Below are 20,158 nucleotides of genomic sequence, written 5' to 3' on the forward strand. Positions count from 1 at the left end.
GATTATTATAAAATGCCGGAGCATCGTGTGGTTCAATATATATTGTAAAGCAACAACAGTTCAGCCATTAACATTTAGTCCTGCTATCACTTTCTTCGTGTTTGCTCCTAACAGGTTTATTTCAGCATTTTAGTGCCAAAAGTACCGTTGGCAAGCTCGGCAAGTTCATCAGCTTTACCAATATAAACGGCAGAAACACCTTTATTAATTGCTTCAAATGCATTGTGCAACTTAGGAATCATTCCTCCTGCTACCGTTCCATCAGCCTGTAAGGCATCAAACTCATTTGCTTTAATTTCTCTAACAACCGTTGCATCGTCATTAACATCTTTTAAAACACCTTTCTTTTCAAAACAATATACCAATCGGGTTTCATATAACGATGACATTGCAACCGCCAAAGCAGAAGCAATTGTATCGGCATTGGTGTTAAATAACTGTCCTTCTCCATCGTGTGTAATGGCACATACAACCGGAACCAAACCGGCATTTAATAAGCTGTGCAAAGTTGTTACAGATACAGATTGTTCATCTAAATCTCCAACAAAACCATAATCTATTACTGCACCGGCTTGCGGGCCATCCTCTTTTCCATAAGTTTTGCAAACAACAGGACGTTTGGTGGCCTTGATTACATTTCCATCTGCACCGCTAAGTCCTATGGCATTACTGCCTTTTGCCTGTAGCTGTGCAACCATATTTTTATTAATTAAACCTGCATACACCATGGTTACAATGCGCAGGGTTTCTATATCGGTAATTCTTCTTCCATCAACCATTTTAGCTTCAATACCTAAGCTTTCGCCAAGTTCGGTTGCAATCTTGCCACCGCCATGAACCAGAATTTTATCACCGGGTAAAGCAGTAAAATCCAACAGGAAGTGATGAAGCTTCTCGGAATGATCAATTACGTTTCCGCCGATTTTTATAATGGTGAGTTGTTTATTCTTCATTCTTGTAAAATTGTTCGGTTAATTCGTGCAGCTTATTGGCCAGCAATTTTTTGTCGATTAATTTTGTTTCGTAGTCTGCAATTAAAGCTGGCGAAATATTTCTGGACAAAGCATATTCTACTACTTCTTCGTCTTTACCCTTGCAAAGCAATACGCCAATGCTCGGATTTTCATGCGTTCTTTTTACATCTCTATCAAGTGCTTCGAGATAGAAATTCAATTTCCCTAAAAATTCAGGTTGAAATTCTTCAATTTTGAGCTCGAAAAGTACCATGCATTGCAAATCGCGATGATAAAATAATAAATCCGTATAATAATCCTTGTTTCCAACCTGCAGCCTATATTCATTACCCATATAGGTAAAGCCTTTGCCCATCTCTAAAATAAAGCTCTGAAGATTAACAACAAGTGCTTTCTGCAAATCATTTTCAGAGTGTATTTCCGGCAAAGATAAAAACTCAAAAATATAAGGGTCTTTAAAAATCCCTTGGGGAAGTTGTGACTTTATGGAAGAACCAAACTTGTTTCCAAGCATGGTACGCTCGAAAGTTGCCGAATTAAGCTGACGTTCGAGTTCTCTCTTTGACAATCTATCCTTTAGGCATTCGTTAAGATAAAATAACTTTTCATCTACCGTTTTAGCCTTGGATAAAATAAGGAGATGATGTGTCCAGTTAACCTGAGTTAGAATATTCTTTAGAAAGGTAGAAATAGCATCTTCAATTTGTGTCTCCACTGGTGACACAAATTTATTTACCTGATTTCTAACCCCTTTAGTTTGTGTCACCACTGGTGACACTTTCTTACCTTCTAATTGTGTCAACGTTGCTGACACAAACTTATCATCACTATAAACTTCATAAAATTGTTTCATTCTATAAAGACTGCGACGATTGAAACCTTTTAAAGCTGGTTGTTTTTCAGATATGTATAATGCCAATTCATTTACGGTAGATTCGCCCCATGCGGCTTCGGCAACTTTTTCTGAAACAATTTTGCCAACATTGAAATAAAGCATAACCAATTCAGCATTCGCTTTTACGAAAACACGATTGCGTGCATCGTTTATCAACGAAATAATGTTATCAAATACTGAATGTATTGCTACTTTATTCATGATTTTTAGCTACCGTCGTTTTATTTTAATTCCTCCAGCATCGCTTTAATAACCGCTTGCGCTGCCCATAACCGGTTTCCCGCTTCGTGAACCACCAAAGAGTTTGGTCCATCCAAAATTTCCGATGACAGCTCTAAATCCCTGCGAACAGGCAAACAGTGCATTACTTTGGCATCGTTGGTAAATTTAAGCTTTTCATTGTTCATCATCCAGCCATCCGGGTAAGTTAAAACTTTGCCATATTCTTTATAACTGCTCCAGTTTTTAACGTAAACATAATCGGCTCCAGCCAGGGCGTTTTCTAAATTATACTGAATGTCTGCTCCAGGTGTAAAATTTTCAGCAAGTTCATAACCTTCAGGTTGGGCAATGGTAAAATCAATCATCCCTTCTTCTTGTGCTTTACACATCCACTCAGCAAAAGAATTTGGCACCGCCTGTGGCAATGCTTTTACATGTGGTGCCCAGGCCAAAACTACTTTTGGTTTAGAACCATCGGGTTTCTTCGTCCAGGTTTCATGAATGGTAATAATATCTGCAAAACTTTGTAAAGGGTGCCTGGTTGCACTTTCTAAACTCACAACCGGAACTGCACAATATTTTACAAATTTATTGAAGAAATCTTCACTGTAATCTTCCTCACGGTTGTTTAATTTGGGAAAAGAACGCAGCCCCAGAATATCGCAATATTGCCCCATAACAGCTGCGGCCTCACGAATATGTTCTACTGTTGAACCATTCATAACCACGCCATCCTGGGTTTCCAAAGCCCATCCTTCTTTATCCATATTCATCACCATCGCATTCATCCCTAAATTTAAAGCTGCCTTTTGGGTACTTAAACGGGTACGTAAACTTGGATTCATAAAAACCAATCCTAAAGTTTTGTTCTTTCCTAAACTTTGGTGTGCAAATGGATTTGCCTTTAATTCAAGCGCGTCTTTTACAAATTGTTTGATGCTTGGAACATCGTGTACGGAAGTGAAAAGTTTCATTTTTTAAAGCTTAAAGACTAAAGCTCAAAGACTAAAGCTTCCTGCAAGGTTTAAAACAGGATGCAAAGTTTAAACTTTAATCAATTTATTATTGTCTCAAACGTTTCAGCAAGCTAAAAAAGCATTGCTTTAACTTCATTTGTTTATTAATTTGTCATTGCGAGGTATGCTCGCAATGACGGGTGCATTATATTATTTCACTAATTTACCAAAAGCCGCTAAAAATTCGTCGGCATGTGCTTTGGTTAAATTTAAAGCAGGTAATAAACGAATAACGTTTGGTTTTGCTTCGCCTGTAAAAATATGATGCGTAAATAATAATTCTTTTTTAACATGGGCAAGTTCGGCCGGCAACTCAATACCAATCATTAAGCCACGACCACGAACTTCAACTACCTGTTCAAATTTCTGCAACGCTGCAATTAAGTAATTGCCCACTTCTTCTGCATTTTTCATGAGGCTATCTTGTTCCATAACCTCTAAAACAGCTAAAGCCGCAGCACAGGCCAAATGGTTACCGCCAAATGTTGTGCCTAATTCGCCATGCCATGGTTTAAATTTAGGTGCAATTGAAATTCCGGCAACCGGAAAACCATTACCCATTCCTTTAGCCATTGTGTACACATCAGCTTCTACACCTGCATAATCGTGCGAGTAGAACAAACCTGTACGCCCATAACCGCACTGAACGCTATCGGCAATGTAAACGGCGTTATACTCATCACAAAGGGAACGGATTTTTTGAAGGAAACTTTTTGAAGCCTCTTTAATCCCGCCAACACCCTGAATGCCCTCAATAATTACAGCACAAATTTCGTTGCCCTGTGCTTTAAAGGTTTCTTCTAAAGCCACTTCATTATTATGAGGCAAAAAGATTACATTTTCAGTTTGGTTAACCGGTGCTACAATTTTTGGATTATCCGTTACCGCAACCGCTAAAGATGTGCGGCCATGAAAAGCACCTGTAAAAGCCACTACCTTTTTTTTGCCATTGTAAAACGAAGCCAGTTTTAATGCATTTTCATTTGCCTCAGCACCAGAATTACAAAGAAATAACTGGAAATCCTTTTTACCAGAAACCTGTCCTAATTTCTCAGCCAGCTGAACCTGTATAGGAATTTTAACTGAGTTAGAGTAGAAGCCCACCTTACTTAACTGGTTAGTTAAGCGCTTTACATAATGTGGGTGGGTGTGGCCGATAGAAATTACAGCATGGCCACCGTATAAATCTAAATATTTTTGATCGTTTGCATCCCAAACATTGCTGCCTGATGCTTTGGTAATTTCTATATCGTTAAGTGGATAAACGTCGAATAAATTCATCTTTTAAGGTTTAAAGGTTGAAGGCTGGAAGGTTGATGGTACACAGTTTGTTAACCATTCTACTTTCCATTCCTCAAAAATTTAATAAATGCGATTAACATCGCTTTAATTTCGTTAATACTCTTATCTACAAGCTCATAAATCTCTAAACTTATATAGTTTAAATCGCGAATGAGGATAAAAGCATATTCTATTTCTTTTGCAGAACCAAGCGCATTATCTAAATAACTTACAAAATCTTTATCTGTGTGCTTGCCACTTCCTTCTACAATATTTAAGGGAATTGAATAGGTGGCCCGCCGAATTTGTTGGGTTAAGGCAAATTTTTCTTCAATTGGCATGATAGGAAGGACTTCTTTATATACTTGTAAAGTAAATAAGTGAGCCTTTTTCCAAACATCGAGTTTTTGATAATCTCTCATACTTTTTCAAATTTTGCAGGTTTGCACCCAAACCTTCCGGCCTTCTACCGTCCAGCCATCAGCCTAAAAATTAGCTGCTTTTAATTTCAGCCCTGCGGTTTCTTCCAGGCCAAACATTAAGTTCATATTTTGAACCGCTTGTCCGCTTGCACCTTTTAACAGATTATCAATAATACTGATGATAAATAATTTATCGCCATGTTTTTCTATATGAACCAATGCTTTATTGGTATTTACAACCTGCTTTAAATCAATATTTCGCCGGCTTACATGTGTAAAAGGATGTGCACTGTAGTAATCTTCATAAAGTTTTTGTGCTTCTTCTAAAGTTAAATCACTTTCAGTATAAATAGCCGCCAAAATACCTCTTGTAAAATCGCCTCGCTGCGGAATAAAATTTAAGGCCTCGGCAAGTGAAGGTTGTAATTGCACCAGGCTCTCACTAATTTCATTCAAATGCTGATGTTCAAAAGCTTTATAAACCGAAAGATTATTATTTCTCCAGCTAAAGTGCGAGGTTGTGGCCAAACTTTGGCCTGCACCGGTAGAACCGGTTGTTGCATTAATATGAACTTCGTTTTTGATTAATCCGGCAGAAGCTAATGGCAATAAACCTAACTGTATGCATGTGGCAAAACAACCTGGATTAGCAATATTTTTAGCCTTTTTTATTGTATCGCGGTTAAGCTCCGGCAAGCCGTAAACAAAGTCACGTTGTTCATTACTTTTATTTGCAGCTAATCTAAAATCCTGAGATAAATCAATAATTTTAATGCCATCGTTTATTGAATTAGCAGCTAAAAATTTCTTCGCATCGCCATGGCCAACACATAAAAACAATACATCAATATCCTGAGGTAAATCGCTGGTAAATTTTAAATCTGTATCGCCGAATAAATCGGTATGTACATCAGATATTAAATTTCCGGCATTACTGCTGCTGTTTACAAAAGCAATTTCTACGTTTGGGTGATTAACCAGAATACGAAGCATTTCGCCTCCGGTATATCCGGCGCCGCCAACAATTCCTGCTCTAATTTTTTTATTATTCACAATCTGTTCTGTCATTATGTGTAGATGGATAAGAAAATAAAATAAATTCTAAATCATGCACACTTTCGTTCATGATTTTATGTTTGTTACCAGCCTCAATCTGCAGTCCGGCATTGGCATTAACCTTTACGGTTTCGCCTTCAATTAAAAACGTAGCCTCTCCTTTTAAAATAAAGAAAAACTGTTCGGCATAAGTATGATAATGCAACTTCTCGGCCGTTTTTGCAGGCATTAATTCTTGCTTAATGGCTGCATCAGGCTTGCTGATAAAATTCCACCCATCACAATTGCTGCCCCACTTATAATGGCTTAAACAATTTTCTTTCGAAAGGATTTTGTCCATATTAATCTTTTTTATCCTTCGCCAAGCTCAGGAAGACATTGTTAAAAAGATTGCTTCGTCGTTCCTCCTCGCAATGAGGATAGAGAAGCGATAGCTTTAGCATTTACGCTTCTTCACCGTTAACTTTGTGCCAGATCATGACCTGGTTACCAAATATTTTAGAGAAACCTTTAACATCTTCTCCACTCCAGGCGTTGTTCATTTCGCCATAGCTGCCAAATTTATTGCTCATTAAATCGTGGTTAGATTCAATACCGATAATCTGGAAACGGTATGGCAACAACTCAACAAAAACTTTACCGCTTACCACTTTCTGTGTATCGGCCAAAAAGGCTTCAATGTTGCGCATAATCGGATCGTGGAACTGACCTTCGTGCAACCAGTTACCATAGAAAGATGATAATTGTTCTTTCCAGCTTAACTGCCATTTTGTTAATGTATGTTTTTCTAAAGTATGGTGAGCTTTAATGATAATGATTGGCGCAGCCGCTTCAAAACCAACACGTCCTTTAATCCCAATAATGGTATCACCAATATGAATGTCTCTTCCAATGCCATATGCTTGTGCAATAGCTTGTAATTTCTGAATCGCTCTAACAGGCGCTAAATTTTCACCATCTAATGCAACCAGTTCCCCTTTTTCAAAAGTTAATTCAATTTTACGGCTTTCCGTTTCAGATACCTGAGTTGGCCAGGCACTTTCTGGCAAGGTTTCGTTAGATGTTAAAGTTTCCTTTCCGCCTACTGATGTTCCCCACAAACCTTTGTTAATTGAATATTTAGCTTTTTCTGCATTATACTCAACACCGTGTTCGTGCAGGTATTTAATTTCCGCTTCGCGGGATAATTTCAAATCTCTGATTGGAGTAATAATTTCAACACCTGGAATTAAGATGTTAAAAATCATATCAAAACGAACCTGATCATTTCCGGCACCGGTACTTCCGTGTGCAACATAGTCCGCACCAATTTTTTTAACATAATTGGCAATAGCAGTTGCCTGGCTTACACGCTCTGCACTAACAGAAAGCGGGTAAGTCGCATTTTTTAATACATTGCCAAAAATCAAGTATTTAATACACTCCTTATAATAATCTTCGGTTTCATCAACCACAGCATGCGAAGCAACACCTAAAGCATAAGCGCGTTTTTCAATTTCCTGAAGCTCTTCTTCAGAAAAACCACCCGTATTTACAATTACAGAATGTACCTCTAACCCACGATCCTGTGCAAGGTAAATACAACAAAACGAGGTATCCAAACCTCCGCTAAAAGCTAAAACAACTTTCTTCTTCATGCTATTTAAATAATAAGGTAAATAAAAACAAAAGGGCTTTTAAACCCGTTTTTGGTTTCGGTTTAACAACTAAACGTTGCTTAATGCGCATAAAACGCTCGTATAATTTGGGTTTCTTTTCTAATTCTTCAGCAAAACGTTTGGCGGCGTCGTGTTTTTGCGTAGCCGGATCGTAAAGCATAGCCGTACACATGCAGTTTTTACGCTCCTTCATTTTTAAAATATCGAAGTTAACACAGCTTTGGCAGCCTTTCCAGAACTCTTCGTCCTGGGTTAATTCAGAATAGGTTACAGGTTCATACCCTAAATCAGAATTGATTTTCATTACGGCAAGACCAGTAGTTAAACCAAATATTTTTGCTTTAGGATACAATGATCTTGATAAGTCGAAAACTTTTTCTTTAATGGCATGTGCTAAACCTGCTTTTCTAAATTTCGGGCTTACAATTAGGCCGGAGTTGGCTACAAACTGTCCATGGCTCCAGGTTTCTATATAGCAAAAACCTGCCCAGGTACCGTCTTTATGAAAGGCAATAACTGCTTTGCCTTCTTCCATTTTTCCGGCAACATATTCTGGAGAACGCTTAGCAATGCCCGTACCACGAGCCTTAGCCGATTCTGCCATTTCAGTAACAATCTCTTCTGCAAACACACGATGTTCAGAGATTGCAACCTGTACGATAAATTCATTAATATCCATTCGTTTTCTAACGAAAAATTAAGGTATTCTTGTTAATTGGGTTTTTAGAGAGGATCAATTCCTCATAGTATTAGTAAGATGTACTAAATACGCGGCGTAAAATTTTGCCGACTTAAGGGGTAATAGAATGCGGGCCGAAAATGATTAATAAACAAACTCTTCTCCGCAATAATTTGTGCGGTGAAAACAGAAAGTTTATATAAAAATTGTTTAATCATTTCTTGCGTATTAAAACGGCTTTAACTCTATTGAGGTGCAAAGGTTTAAATAAAAATCGAGTTACGCAATAATATACTCATTTTTTTATCATTTCTATTGAATTTTATTGGATTTGCCTGACCAAATGGCGCCATATGGTTTCGTGGATATTAAAAACGTTAAAAACACCGATAAAATTTAACACCTGCTTAACATCATTTAACATTCTGTAATGGTGGCTAAATACAATATTTGCAAAGCTGTAGCGAATGGCTTTCAGTAATCGTTTTATCAGTACAGGCCCGTTCAAATTAAACCCCTAAAAAAATTATGAAAAATTTTACACCTTTTAAAAGATTAACCTCACATTCATTTCTCTTGCTAATCATGGTGGCTTCTATGGTTTCTTGCAAAAAAACAGATACCACAGAAACGCCCATTACCAATTTAAGGGTTATAAATGCCTCGCCGGCTACTGCTACTTATAATGTTTATTTAAGCGGCACCCAGCTAAATGCTGTGGCACTTCCATTTGCCGGTGCTTCTACCTATAAAGCCGGAACACCTGGTACTTATACCTTAAAATTTACTACCGCAAATGCTACTGAGAGTTTATTCAGTAAAGATTTAACCCTTGTACAAAACAACTATTCTTCCTTTTACCTGATTAATAAACCAGGACAACTTGATGGCTTATTGGTTACCGATGATGTAAATACACCTGATGCAACTAAAGCTTATATCCGTTTCATTAATTTATCTCCTGATGCAGCTGCATTGGATTTGGTAAAAACAGGTGCTACAACATCTTTAATTAGTAATAAAGCCTATAAAGCTGTAAGCGGTTTTATCGCGGTTGATGCTGGTTCTATTTCTTTTGATGCTAAAGAAACAACCAGTGGAACAGTAAAAATTACGCTTGCCGGCAATACCTTGGCCGCTGGCTATCATTATGATGTAATTTATGGTGGCTTATCAAGTCCTGCTAATGACTCGGAAAGACCTTTAACCTTGCAAGTACTTAAAATTCAATAACTTTTAATCTCAATACACACAAATAAATCCGGATTGCCTTCAATTGCAAGGCAATCCTTTCCTGCTCCCCATCCCCTGCTGGTAATTGATCATTTTTTGAGGTCGATGATGCTCCAGCTTAATACCTCACCCATAAACCGCCTTACCTACAGGCACTCTACCCTTTTTTAGTTTGGTTTTATTAACATTTTACGGAATGAAATGTTAAATACGCATCCCTTATTTAGAATTAGTCAAAATAATTTGGATTATAAACTTTTGTACCGTTATTTTGCGGCTGTTTAGAATTAATCCAAATAAAAATACAAAATGCGTAAACTTATACTTTTCAGTTTAACTATCCTCCTCTCAACCTTAACTACCGTTGCTTTTTCGCAACAACTATCAACCATAAAAGGCACCATTACTACATCTGATGGTAAACCTGCTGCTTATATCTCCGTAGGTTTAAAAGGCAAAGGACTGGGCAACGAAACGAATGAGAATGGAATTTTCGAAATTTCGAGAGTTAAAGCCGGTGTTTATACCCTAAGAGCTTCTGCGGTTGGCATAAAAACAACCGAAAAAACGATTACAGTGATCGCCGGAGAAAACCTGACCGTTGACTTTATAATCAGCCAGAATGCTAACCAGCTAAATGAGGTTAACATTAATCGTGGCAGAACCAATAAATATGCGACTAAAAAAAGTGATTATGTAGCAAAAATGCCGATCAGCAACCTCGAAAATCCCCAGGTTTATACTACAATTACCAAAGAAACTTTGGCAGATCAATTGGTATTTTCGGTGGATGATGCAACAAGAAATGCTACCGGTCTTCAAAAAATGTGGGAAGCAACTTCCCGTGGTGGCGATGGTGGTGCTTATTACGCATCGAGAGGATTTATTGTACAGGCAAAATTAAGAAACGGCGTTGCAGGTTTAGTAACCAGCCGTAATGATGCAGCAAACCTTGAAAGTATTGAAGTAATTAAAGGCCCTTCGGCTACTTTATTCGGAAGTACTTTAACTTCTTACGGAGGTTTAATTAACCGCGTAACTAAAAAGCCTTACGAAGGCATGGGCGGTGAGGTTACGTATTCTGCTGGCAGTTATGATTTTAACCGCGTTAGTACTGACTTTAATTTCCCGGTTGATAAGGATAATAAAATTTATGCGCGCTTAAATACTTCTTACAATTATAAAGGTTCTTTCCAGGATAATGTATTTGATAGAGGGGTTTTTATTGCTCCCAGTTTATCGTACAAGGCAACTGATAAATTAGATTTTCTAATCGATGCAGAGATTGCAAATGGTACAAACACTTTAAAGCCTTTTGTTTTCTTCTATTTCCCGATTGCTGATTTAGGCTTTAACAGGGCCGACCAATCGGGCATTAATTATAAAAAATCGTTTACCGGCGATGCGATGAAGCAAAAATACAACAGCACAAACTTTTTTGCTCAGGCTAATTATAAATTTAACGAAAACTGGTCTTCACATACCAATTTCTCTTCAAGTTATAGTTTCTCTAACGGCCGTGGTTCTTATTTATTTCTTGTTCCAGACAAGAATCTTCCTGGAGGTAACCCTGCTGCTGCACCTGGCGCTCAATTTCTATCAAGAGCTGATCAATCTACCGACAACAGTAAATTGTATAATTACGAAATACAACAAAACTTTAACGGCACTTTTAATATCGGATCTGTTAAAAACAGAATTGTTTTAGGATTAGATTATCTACGCCGCAACTCTGATCAGTTATTTTATTCAATCAATACATTCGACTTGACTGATAAAAGCGGAAACGGAGCCAACTACAATAATTTTACCGAACATAATTTAACAAATTTTTATGCCGCCAATGCTAACGATCCGAACACGGTTTTTAAATATGCAGATAATGGCATATCAAATACCTATAGCGCTTACGCTTCTGACGTAATTAACATAACCGACAGATTAATTGCGCTTGCAGCATTAAGGGTTGATAGATTTGCCAACACAACTTATACCGACCGTGAGCATACAACTCCTCCGGTTTCGTATAAACAAACGGTTTTCTCTCCTAAATTTGGTTTAGTATTTCAACCGGTTAAAGATCAGCTTTCCTTATTTGCAAACTATCAAAATGGTTTTAACAATGTTAATGGCATAGATTATAAAGGCGATACTTTTAAAGCGGAACAAGCCAACCAGTTAGAAGGTGGTGTTAAAATGAATGCTTTCGGCGGTAAACTTAGCGGCTCGGTATCTTACTACTACATTAAAGTTAAAGATATTGTAAGAGGTTATAGTTTAGACTTATCAAATCCTAATGCCAGAATACAGGATGGCAATAAGATTAGTAAAGGTATAGAGGCTGAAATTATCGCCAATCCAATAAATGGCTTAAATATTATCGCAGGCTTTGCATATAACAATAACTATTTACTAAATGCTTCTGCCGATGTTGAAGGAAGAAGAGATGCTTATTCTGCCGCTCCATATTCTGCCAATTTATGGATCAGTTATAAATTAATGGGCGGCTCACTTAAAGGTTTAGGTTTTGGTGCAGGTGGAAATTATGCCAGCGACAACAAAATTGTTAACAGCGTTAGCCAAGGTGTTTTCATTCTTCCTGCTTATGAAGTATTCAATGCATCTGTATTTTACGATCATCCAAGATTCAGAATTGGGGCTAAAGTAGATAACCTAACCAACAAAGAATACTGGACAGGTTATAGCACCATGAACCCTCAGGATTTAAGAACAGTTACAGGTAGTGTTACGTATAAATTTTAATACTTAAAGTAAATTTCAGTAGAACAAAATGAATAAAATTAGATTAGTTATACTAACAGCAGGGATGTTGTTTATAAATTTAATGGCATTTGCACAACAATTTGGAACAATAAAGGGTAAGGTAACCACTGCAGATGGTAAAGCCGCTTCGTTTATTTCAATTGGTTTAAAAGGCAGCAATTCGGGCAATACCACTGATGAAAAAGGTTTTTACACCCTTCATCGTGTAAAGCCAGGCAGTTATACAATTGTTGCCTCGGCAGTGGGCATTAAACCTGCACAACAATCGGTAATCCTGGCGGCCGGAGAAAGCAAAGAAATAAACTTTAGCTTAACAGAAACCGATCAGGCGCTTGAAGAAGTAACCATTGCAGGTAAAAACAATCGTTACAAAACCAGTTTACCATCGGCCTCATTAAGATTAAACGAGCCCCTGCTCGAGGCACCGCAAAATATACAGGTGGTTACCAACCAGGTATTAAAAGATCAGCAGATCATCAGCATGAGTGATGGTTTAATCAGAAACGTAAGTGGAGCTGTTAGAATGGAACATTGGGGAGATATGTACACCAATATTACCATGAGAGGTTCGCAAATTCAGGCCATGCGCAATGGTTTTAATGTTGTATCCTCTTACTGGGGCCCTTTAACGGAAGATATGAGTTTTGTTGACCACATTGAATTTGTGAAAGGTCCGGCAGGCTTTATGTTAAGCAACGGCGATCCAAGTGGTATGTATAACGTGGTTACCAAAAAACCTACTGGTTTTAATAAAGGCGAAGTTTCGTTTACAGCCGGAAGTTATGATCTATATAGAACAGCGGTAGATTTTGACCGGAAACTTACGGATGACGGAAAATTATTATTCCGTTTAAATGCAGCCGTTCAAAATAAAGGTTCTTTCAGGCCTTATGAACAAAACGACCGATATAGCTTTGCTCCAGTATTAAGCTACCAGATTACCAGCAAAACAAAATTAACGGCAGAATATACTTTGCAAAGCGCAAGAATGACCGAGGTTGGTTCTTACTATGTTTTCGCTCCGGGCGGTTATGCACAATTTCCGCGCGAATTAACCATGACGCAACCTGGGTTACCGGCTACCCGTATGAAAGACCATAGCTTGTTCCTAAATTTACAACATAACTTTAACAGCAATTGGAAATTAACAGCGCAGGCTGCATATTTCAAATATCTTCAAACCGGTTACAGTTCATGGCCATCAGCGGTTAACGCTAATAATACTGTAATTAGAAATGTTGGCATCTGGGATGCGGAAAGCAGTATGAAACTGGCCCAGTTATTTATTAACGGACAGGTTAAAACCGGTGGAATTAACCATAGGATTTTGGCCGGATTTGATGGTGGAAAGAAAAACTATATGGCAGACTGGGGCCAATCTCATGATTTGGACTTAGCTTCCTCTCCTTTCGATTTAAACAATCCAAACTATGGTTACCCATCCAATGGCTATCCTGATTTTGACCGTACAACACCATTAGCGCAAAGAGCAGTTAAAGCCGGTGGATTAATGTCCTCCAAATACTTAAGCGGATATTTGCAGGATGAACTGGGTTTCTTTAACAACGTTGTTCGCTTAACGCTTGCGGGTCGTTATACTTATGTAAACCAATCGGCATGGGGCGGTGCACCTGATAAAGCAAAACACTTTACGCCTCGTGTTGGTTTAAGTGTATCGGTTGATAAAAACACTTCTGTTTATGCCGTTTACGACGAAGCTTTTACACCACAAAGCGGCTTACTTCGCAATAATGCTAAGGTAGAACCTATTACGGGTACCAATAACGAAATTGGCATTAAGAAAGATTGGTTTGATGGAAAATGGAATACAACTTTATCTGTTTACAGGATTAATAAAAATAATGAATTAACAACTGACCCAACAAATGGCTTTATTCCAAATCCTGCCGATCCAACTAGTCCGATTAAAGAAAACTACAGTGTTGTGCTGGGCAAAAAGCGCGCGCAGGGTGTTGAATTTGATTTAAGAGGTAAAATTACAGATGGACTTACGCTGATTGCAAATTATGCCTATACTGATGCTAAAGTAACAGAAGTTGCCGCTGGTGTAACCGGAATTAATGTTGGTGATGTAATTCCTGGTTTTGCCAAACATGTATCAAATGCCTGGTTAACCTATACCATTCAAAAGGGTATTTTAAAAGGTTCGGGCATTTCAGGTGGCTTCACTTACCTGGTTGATCGTGCTACCGATAATTGGGGCGTTGGTTTGCAAAAACTACCGAATTACTTTAAACTCGATGGAGGTTTATTTTACGAACACACTAAATTTAAAATAACGGGTAACGTTTTCAATGTTTTGAATAAGTATCTATACAGCGGTTCTTATTACTCGTTTTTAAATGCTTATTACACACAAGCAGAAGCACCAAGAAACTACAGGGTAAGCGTTGCTTATAAATTTTAATCACATGTTGGCAGTGGTTTTCAGATAGCCGCTGCCGATGTTTAACAAACTATAACTTTAACTTTAAAAACATGAAAACTAAAATCTCTTTATTAGTCTTATTAATTGCATTCAGCGTTTCAAGCGCTTTTGCTCATGCATTGTGGATAGAAACCGCTTCAACAGGAAAAAAAGGCCAGCCACAGGAAGTAAAAGTATTTTTTGGAGAATATGAATCTAAAGAACCGGATTCAGCTAAAAAATGGTTCAGCAATTTAAAAGAGTTTAGTTTAGTTTTAACTGCACCAAATGGCAGCACAAAAGTTTTAACAGCAACACCTGATGTACTCTTCTTTAAAACAAGTTTCACGCCAGATCAGGATGGAACATATAAGCTATCAATTGTACATGAAGTTGCAGCAGTTTACGAGCATGCAAAAATTGAATATTATGCTTTTGCTGATGTAGCTATTGGAAATGGAAAAAAGAACCTGGCTTTTCCTGCTGACGCAGCTTTAACCATCAGACCAGAAAAAACTGCTTTAAAAACGGGCGAAACCACTACACACGAACTGGTTTACAACAAAGCGCCTTTTGGCAAGCAAAAAATAAGTATTGTTACTCCAGACTGGAAAAAACAAGAGGTTGAAACAGATGCTGCAGGTAAGTATACTTTTAAACCAGAGCAAAAAGGAAACTACTTTATCGAAGCTTTTACTGAAGATAAAACAGCAGGTACTTTACATGATAAAAGTTACGATAAAGTTTGGCACTTAGTAACCTACTTTACCGAGGTTAAATAAATCCTACAGCTTAAATTTATAACCAACTGGCTTAAAAAAAACCAGTTGGTCTTTTTTATTAATACCTTTTAAATGACAACGATGAAACAAAATCCAAAAGCAAAATCCAAAAAATCCAGGTTGCGGAGGATAAGCGATTGGCTTCATTTATGGCTCGGAATTGCATCTGGTCTTGTGGTTTTACATCTGGGCATTACAGGTTGTATTTTTGCTTTTCAAAAGGAAATAACAGAATTTATCCATAAAAAAGAAATTTTCGTTGATGTTCCTGCCAATAGGCAAACGGTTCCATTAAGCACTTTAAAAGCAACTGCAGAAAAAGCTTTGGGTGGCAAGAAAAAAATCTCATTTATCACCACTTATAAAGCGCCAGACAGAGCCTGGGAATTTGGCACATACAAAGCAGGAGATCCAAAAGCATTCTGGTATTTTGATTCAATAGATTACTACGATTTAGTATTGATCAATCCTTATTCGGGAAAAGTTACATTAGTTGCTGATCATAAATACGAGTTTTTTGGCATTGTTAAAATGCTTCACTGGAGTTTTTTGATTAACCACCCCATCGGCCAGCAAATTATTGGCTGGGCTACTTTTATTTTTGTTTTCCTGCTTATTTCAGGCATGGTTATGTGGTGGCCCAAAAACCTTAAAAAATCCAATTTCGATAAAAGTTTTAAAGTTAAATGGCGTGCAAAATTTAAGCGCATTAATTATGATTTACACAATGTGCTGGGTTTTTATGTAATGACAATCTGTTTGGTACTGGCTTTAACCGGAATGGTTTGGGCATTTCAATGGTTTCAAGCAACCGTTTATGTGGTCGCTTCAAGAAGCATTACCCCGCCGGCAAATGTTACCGGAAAATCAGACTCTACCCAAACCAGTATTAAAAACCCTTTTGATCTGGCTTTTGATCAGGCGAGGCAAAAATTTAAAGATGCAGACCGGATTGGCATATCGCCGGCTTTTAGTGCGGGTTCAGCTGTAATTTACGCAAACGGTTACCGTGGTGAAGAAACCTTTTACCATTACGATGAATTACAGTTTGATCAATATTCAGGGAAGCTCTTAAACAAGAGAAATTATACAGAAAAAAATGCCGGGGAGAAAATAATTGGCATGAATTACGACATCCACGTTGGCGCTATTTTAGGCTTGCCTGGAAAAATTTTAGCCTTTTTTGCCAGCCTCATTGCAGCAAGCTTACCCATTACCGGATTTATCATCTGGTGGGGCAAAAAGAAAAAGAAAAAAACGCCCGCAGCAGCGGAAAACAAATAATCCTAAAATAAATAATAATGAAATTTTTGAACTTAGTTTTAGTCTTAACAGGATTGGTTACTGTTAAAGCAAATGCCCAAAGTAAATTGGAGCAAGATAGAAAAGCAATAAAATCATTGGCTGGTTTCTATGAAGTAAACTTCAATTATGGCGAGGTTACCGCACCAGATACCGCTTATAAATTTAGCAAACCTTACGAAAGTCACGGTAGCGAGTGGGCAGAAATTATTGTGGATGAACCTAAGCGAATCGTAATTCAGCACATGCTGGCGATTAACGATAGTACGGTAATTAAACACTGGCGTCAGGACTGGACTTATGAGGATACCGACATTATGCTTTACACCCAGGATAATGCATGGAAAAAAGGTAAATTAACCGCAGCTGATGTAAAAGGTACCTGGACACAAAAAGTTTATCAGGTAGATGATAGCCCTCGTTACCAGGGTTATGGAACATGGAGCCATGTAGGTGGTCATGATTCTTGGCAAAGCGAAACCGATTCTCCGTTACCAAGAAGAGAATCGACCGTACGTAAAGATTATAATGTATTAACACGCGGCAGCAGAATTACCATTACCCCACAAGGCTGGATGTTTGAGCAGGATAACAAAAAAGTTGTTCGTACACCTACAGGCGATAAATTACTTGCTGTAGAAAAAGGTTATGAGGAATTTACTAAAATAGATCCTAAAACTTTTGCTTATGCTCAAAAATGGTGGGCAAGCCAGCAAACTTACTGGGCTGATGTTCGTAGTGTATGGACTGACATTATGGGCTCAAAAAGCACTTTTAAAGTAAAAACAATGGCGAATGGTAAATTACTTTATGAAACATTATTTACCCTGGGCGATCAATCTATAAAAGAAAAATGGACCGCGGCACAAAATAAAGAGAAAGTAAAAACAGCTTTACAGCCTTATTTAAATTAATCAGGCTTAACCAATTTAAGGCGCCATTCTATTTGCATAGAATGGCGCTTTTGTTTTATAGCCACAATGATTAAATTGAGCCAGATTTAAGTCCATGAGAACAAGTTTAATTATTTCTTTTATACTGTTTACCACTTATAGTTTCGCACAGGACTCTACCTATACGCGAAAGATGGTTGATACGCTAACATCCAAAGTGTTTTGGGGTAGAGGTTATACCAGAGATGGTATGGCAAAAGCAGCTGATTTTTTAGCACAGAACTATAAAAAAATTGGGCTTTTACCCATGGGTAATGAATATAAACAAACCTTCAGTTACCCTGTAAATACTTTTCCTGGTAAAATGATGGTCGAAATAAATGGGAAGAAGCTTAAGCCTGGTGTCGATTTTCTGGTTACAAATGAAAGTCCTGGTTTAAAACAGAAAGCAAGCTTAATGCAAACAGACAGTTTGAAGTTTCAATCCTCACCAAACCTGGTTGTACTTTTAAAAAACAAGTTAACCTGGTCTGTTGCTACAGAAGTTAGCCCTGTAACAACAATTGAATTAAACCGAAAAAATTTTAAGGCGGTACCGGCCAAAATTAATGTTGATATAGAGAATAAGTTTATCGATAATTTTAAAACTTCAAATCTTTTTGGCTTCGTAAAAGGAACTCAATTTCCGGATTCTATTTTAATTATTACAGCACATTACGACCATTTAGGTGGCATGGGTGCTGATACCTATTTCCCTGGCGCTAATGACAACGCTGCCGGCATTGCAACTTTATTAAGCCTGGCTAAATATTATGCTGCAAACCCGCAGCCCTACTCTATTGGTTTTATTTGTTTTGCCGGTGAAGAAGCTGGCTTATTGGGTTCGCAATATTTTGTAGCAAACCCATTGGTGCCGTTAAACAACATCAAATTTCTAATTAATTTAGATTTAGTAGGTACCGGAGAAACTGGCATGACAGTGGTTAATGCCAGCGTTTACCCTATGGCTTTTAACCTCTTAAACCAAATTAATAATGAATATAAGTTTATTTCCAAAATAAACTCAAGAGGAAAAGCCGCTAACAGCGATCATTATTTTTTTACGGAAAAAGGGGTACCTGCATTTTTCTTCTATACCCAGGGTGGCATTGCCGCCTACCACGATGTATTTGATAAGCCAGGAACTTTACCACTCTCTAAATACAACAACTTGTTTAAGCTGATTGTTATGTTCAATCAAAAATTGCAAACCCAATATTAAATTCCTTGCAGCTCAATGCCAATAGTCTAATTTTAAGGTGTTGGGATAATAATTAAGGCTTTTGGGATAATTAAATATAGTAGTCAAGTCGTTATAATCATCTTCGAATCAACAAATCAAAAACAAGATTCATCATGAAAACGATATTAAAACTAAGCTTACTGCTTTTAGCATTAAATGCTTGTACACTAAAGTTAAGTGCCCAAAATCAAATTGAAATTGTGATTATGGGCTCGGCTCACGACAATAGCAAATCGACTGAAAATTTCCAGTTGATTATCGACAAGTTAAAAAATTTTAATCCTGACATGGTTTTTGGGGAATATACTTCAGCCGAAGATTACCCGAAATTAGCTGCAAATAACTGGGCGGTAACCAGTTTTTCCAAGGGTTACAACTTTCTCGTAGATCATAATCCTAAAAAAATCAAAAACCTTTCTACTGAAATTGATAGAGCCCAGAAAGCATTGGAATCTTTTCCATATTACCACAAAACCAGAATGAACCTGGCTGTTAACTACGCCAAAAACTTTGATCGTGCCAATACGGAATATCAAATTTTTGTTTTAGAAAATTATATGAAAAGTTCTTTTGGTAAGGGAGAACAAGCCACATATTCGAAAATATTTGGTAATGTAGATTCGCTTGCAAAAGTACGGTTATACAGAGCCGGGAGCGAATACAGTAAAATTTATTTCCCTTTGATATACCAACTTAAACAAAACAAAATTTATTCAATGGATTGCCAGCAATACGATGCTCCATGGTCTGTAGCCTGGGCGAAAGCCGATTCCTTAGTTAAAATTATGGGGGCAAAGGCAAAAGCAGATACCCTTTCACCTGAAGCGAGAACTGTAAAAGCGATTAAGAAATATTCAGCTTATACCAAAGAAGATTATGCAGTTTTCCAGGCATCAGAGTATGCAGGCATGAACACCGCAAGATATGCAACGCTTGATGCTTCCTGGAATTTTTATGGAGGAGAACATTTTTATGGTTATGATGGCTTCCCTACCGATGCCATAAAAGCCATGATTGAACAATGGATGTTAAGAAACCAAGGCATGTGCGATAACATCGTTAACCAGGCCAAACAACAACACGCTAAAAGAATTGTAGTGGGAGTGGGTGCCTCTCACCGTAAATGGATGGAACAAATTCTTGCTAAAAGAACTGATGTTAAATTAATTAATTACAACGACTTGCATTAAGTTAAACGCTCAAATAATCTATCCTTTAGACACCCGTCTAAGGGATTTTTTGTTTTATGCC

The 20,158-nt window shown here is 37.6% G+C and carries 17 protein-coding genes; 8 read left to right on the plus strand and 9 right to left on the minus strand.

Features of this window, described 5'->3' with window-relative positions:
* Positions 1–116: 116 nt before the first annotated feature.
* The 9 genes from argB to R2Q77_RS01905 all read right to left on the minus strand — a co-directional run bounded on the left by argB (position 117) and on the right by R2Q77_RS01905 (position 8,203).
* A complete protein-coding gene (gene argB, locus R2Q77_RS01865; RefSeq protein WP_316802013.1) occupies positions 117–953 on the minus strand; it encodes an acetylglutamate kinase in 837 nt (278 codons plus the stop codon).
* Positions 943–2,070: a YhcG family protein gene (locus tag R2Q77_RS01870; protein WP_316802014.1), complete on the minus strand. Its 1,128-nt coding sequence runs from the start codon at positions 2,068–2,070 to the stop codon at positions 943–945. Before R2Q77_RS01870 ends, argB begins: the two co-directional genes overlap by 11 nt.
* Before the next feature lie 20 nt (positions 2,071–2,090).
* A complete protein-coding gene (locus R2Q77_RS01875) occupies positions 2,091–3,065 on the minus strand; it encodes an acetylornithine carbamoyltransferase (protein ID WP_316802015.1) in 975 nt (324 codons plus the stop codon).
* Between the two features lie 192 nt (positions 3,066–3,257).
* Positions 3,258–4,388 (minus strand): aspartate aminotransferase family protein, encoded by a 1,131-nt coding sequence (locus R2Q77_RS01880; protein WP_316802016.1) that lies wholly within the window; start codon positions 4,386–4,388, stop codon positions 3,258–3,260.
* A 59-nt stretch (positions 4,389–4,447) separates the two neighbouring features.
* Positions 4,448–4,810, minus strand: coding sequence for a four helix bundle protein (locus R2Q77_RS01885; protein ID WP_316802017.1), 363 nt, complete (start codon positions 4,808–4,810; stop codon positions 4,448–4,450).
* Between the two features lie 63 nt (positions 4,811–4,873).
* Positions 4,874–5,878: an N-acetyl-gamma-glutamyl-phosphate reductase gene (argC, locus tag R2Q77_RS01890; RefSeq protein WP_316802018.1), complete on the minus strand. Its 1,005-nt coding sequence runs from the start codon at positions 5,876–5,878 to the stop codon at positions 4,874–4,876.
* Positions 5,856–6,206, minus strand: coding sequence for a cupin domain-containing protein (locus R2Q77_RS01895; protein ID WP_316802019.1), 351 nt, complete (start codon positions 6,204–6,206; stop codon positions 5,856–5,858). The genes argC and R2Q77_RS01895 overlap by 23 nt, the downstream gene beginning before the upstream one ends.
* A gap of 103 nt (positions 6,207–6,309) precedes the next feature.
* A complete protein-coding gene (gene argG / locus R2Q77_RS01900) occupies positions 6,310–7,503 on the minus strand; it encodes an argininosuccinate synthase (protein WP_316802020.1) in 1,194 nt (397 codons plus the stop codon).
* A 1-nt stretch (position 7,504) separates the two neighbouring features.
* Positions 7,505–8,203, minus strand: coding sequence for a GNAT family N-acetyltransferase (locus tag R2Q77_RS01905; RefSeq protein WP_316802021.1), 699 nt, complete (start codon positions 8,201–8,203; stop codon positions 7,505–7,507).
* A 528-nt stretch (positions 8,204–8,731) separates the two neighbouring features.
* Here R2Q77_RS01905 and R2Q77_RS01910 point away from each other — a divergent pair.
* The 8 genes from R2Q77_RS01910 (at position 8,732) to R2Q77_RS01945 (ending at position 20,097) form a co-directional block, all read left to right on the plus strand.
* Positions 8,732–9,436: a DUF4397 domain-containing protein gene (locus R2Q77_RS01910; RefSeq protein ID WP_316802022.1), complete on the plus strand. Its 705-nt coding sequence runs from the start codon at positions 8,732–8,734 to the stop codon at positions 9,434–9,436.
* A gap of 309 nt (positions 9,437–9,745) precedes the next feature.
* Complete coding sequence (locus R2Q77_RS01915; RefSeq protein ID WP_316802023.1) at positions 9,746–12,199, plus strand: TonB-dependent receptor; 2,454 nt, start codon at positions 9,746–9,748, stop codon at positions 12,197–12,199.
* Between the two features lie 28 nt (positions 12,200–12,227).
* Entirely contained in the window at positions 12,228–14,648 is a 2,421-nt protein-coding gene (locus R2Q77_RS01920) for a TonB-dependent receptor (RefSeq protein WP_316802024.1), read from the plus strand.
* A 71-nt stretch (positions 14,649–14,719) separates the two neighbouring features.
* Positions 14,720–15,430, plus strand: a complete 711-nt coding sequence (locus R2Q77_RS01925; RefSeq protein ID WP_316802025.1) for a DUF4198 domain-containing protein — start codon at positions 14,720–14,722, stop codon at positions 15,428–15,430.
* Between the two features lie 81 nt (positions 15,431–15,511).
* Positions 15,512–16,714, plus strand: a complete 1,203-nt coding sequence (locus R2Q77_RS01930; RefSeq protein ID WP_316802026.1) for a PepSY-associated TM helix domain-containing protein — start codon at positions 15,512–15,514, stop codon at positions 16,712–16,714.
* 17 nt (positions 16,715–16,731) lie between these two features.
* Positions 16,732–17,646 (plus strand): DUF6607 family protein, encoded by a 915-nt coding sequence (locus R2Q77_RS01935; RefSeq protein WP_316802027.1) that lies wholly within the window; start codon positions 16,732–16,734, stop codon positions 17,644–17,646.
* 94 nt (positions 17,647–17,740) lie between these two features.
* Positions 17,741–18,886 (plus strand): M28 family metallopeptidase, encoded by a 1,146-nt coding sequence (locus tag R2Q77_RS01940; protein WP_316802028.1) that lies wholly within the window; start codon positions 17,741–17,743, stop codon positions 18,884–18,886.
* 134 nt (positions 18,887–19,020) lie between these two features.
* Positions 19,021–20,097, plus strand: a complete 1,077-nt coding sequence (locus R2Q77_RS01945) for a DUF5694 domain-containing protein (RefSeq protein ID WP_316802029.1) — start codon at positions 19,021–19,023, stop codon at positions 20,095–20,097.
* Positions 20,098–20,158 lie beyond the last annotated feature (61 nt).

It is taken from the genome of Pedobacter nototheniae (assembly GCF_032678625.1).
GTDB classification, from domain to species: domain Bacteria; phylum Bacteroidota; class Bacteroidia; order Sphingobacteriales; family Sphingobacteriaceae; genus Pedobacter; species Pedobacter nototheniae_A.

Excerpts from the sequence above, each read along its gene's own strand:
- argB (WP_316802013.1), bottom strand. The coding sequence starts at position 953 with ATGAAGAATAAACAACTCACCATTATAAAAATCGGCGGAAACGTAATT.
- R2Q77_RS01870 (WP_316802014.1), bottom strand. The coding sequence starts at position 2,070 with ATGAATAAAGTAGCAATACATTCAGTATTTGATAACATTATTTCGTTG.
- R2Q77_RS01875 (WP_316802015.1), bottom strand. The coding sequence starts at position 3,065 with ATGAAACTTTTCACTTCCGTACACGATGTTCCAAGCATCAAACAATTT.
- R2Q77_RS01880 (WP_316802016.1), bottom strand. The coding sequence starts at position 4,388 with ATGAATTTATTCGACGTTTATCCACTTAACGATATAGAAATTACCAAA.
- R2Q77_RS01885 (WP_316802017.1), bottom strand. The coding sequence starts at position 4,810 with ATGAGAGATTATCAAAAACTCGATGTTTGGAAAAAGGCTCACTTATTT.
- argC (WP_316802018.1), bottom strand. The coding sequence starts at position 5,878 with ATGACAGAACAGATTGTGAATAATAAAAAAATTAGAGCAGGAATTGTT.
- R2Q77_RS01895 (WP_316802019.1), bottom strand. The coding sequence starts at position 6,206 with ATGGACAAAATCCTTTCGAAAGAAAATTGTTTAAGCCATTATAAGTGG.
- argG (WP_316802020.1), bottom strand. The coding sequence starts at position 7,503 with ATGAAGAAGAAAGTTGTTTTAGCTTTTAGCGGAGGTTTGGATACCTCG.
- R2Q77_RS01905 (WP_316802021.1), bottom strand. The coding sequence starts at position 8,203 with ATGGATATTAATGAATTTATCGTACAGGTTGCAATCTCTGAACATCGT.
- R2Q77_RS01910 (WP_316802022.1), top strand. The coding sequence starts at position 8,732 with ATGAAAAATTTTACACCTTTTAAAAGATTAACCTCACATTCATTTCTC.
- R2Q77_RS01915 (WP_316802023.1), top strand. The coding sequence starts at position 9,746 with ATGCGTAAACTTATACTTTTCAGTTTAACTATCCTCCTCTCAACCTTA.
- R2Q77_RS01920 (WP_316802024.1), top strand. The coding sequence starts at position 12,228 with ATGAATAAAATTAGATTAGTTATACTAACAGCAGGGATGTTGTTTATA.
- R2Q77_RS01925 (WP_316802025.1), top strand. The coding sequence starts at position 14,720 with ATGAAAACTAAAATCTCTTTATTAGTCTTATTAATTGCATTCAGCGTT.
- R2Q77_RS01930 (WP_316802026.1), top strand. The coding sequence starts at position 15,512 with ATGAAACAAAATCCAAAAGCAAAATCCAAAAAATCCAGGTTGCGGAGG.
- R2Q77_RS01935 (WP_316802027.1), top strand. The coding sequence starts at position 16,732 with ATGAAATTTTTGAACTTAGTTTTAGTCTTAACAGGATTGGTTACTGTT.
- R2Q77_RS01940 (WP_316802028.1), top strand. The coding sequence starts at position 17,741 with ATGAGAACAAGTTTAATTATTTCTTTTATACTGTTTACCACTTATAGT.
- R2Q77_RS01945 (WP_316802029.1), top strand. The coding sequence starts at position 19,021 with ATGAAAACGATATTAAAACTAAGCTTACTGCTTTTAGCATTAAATGCT.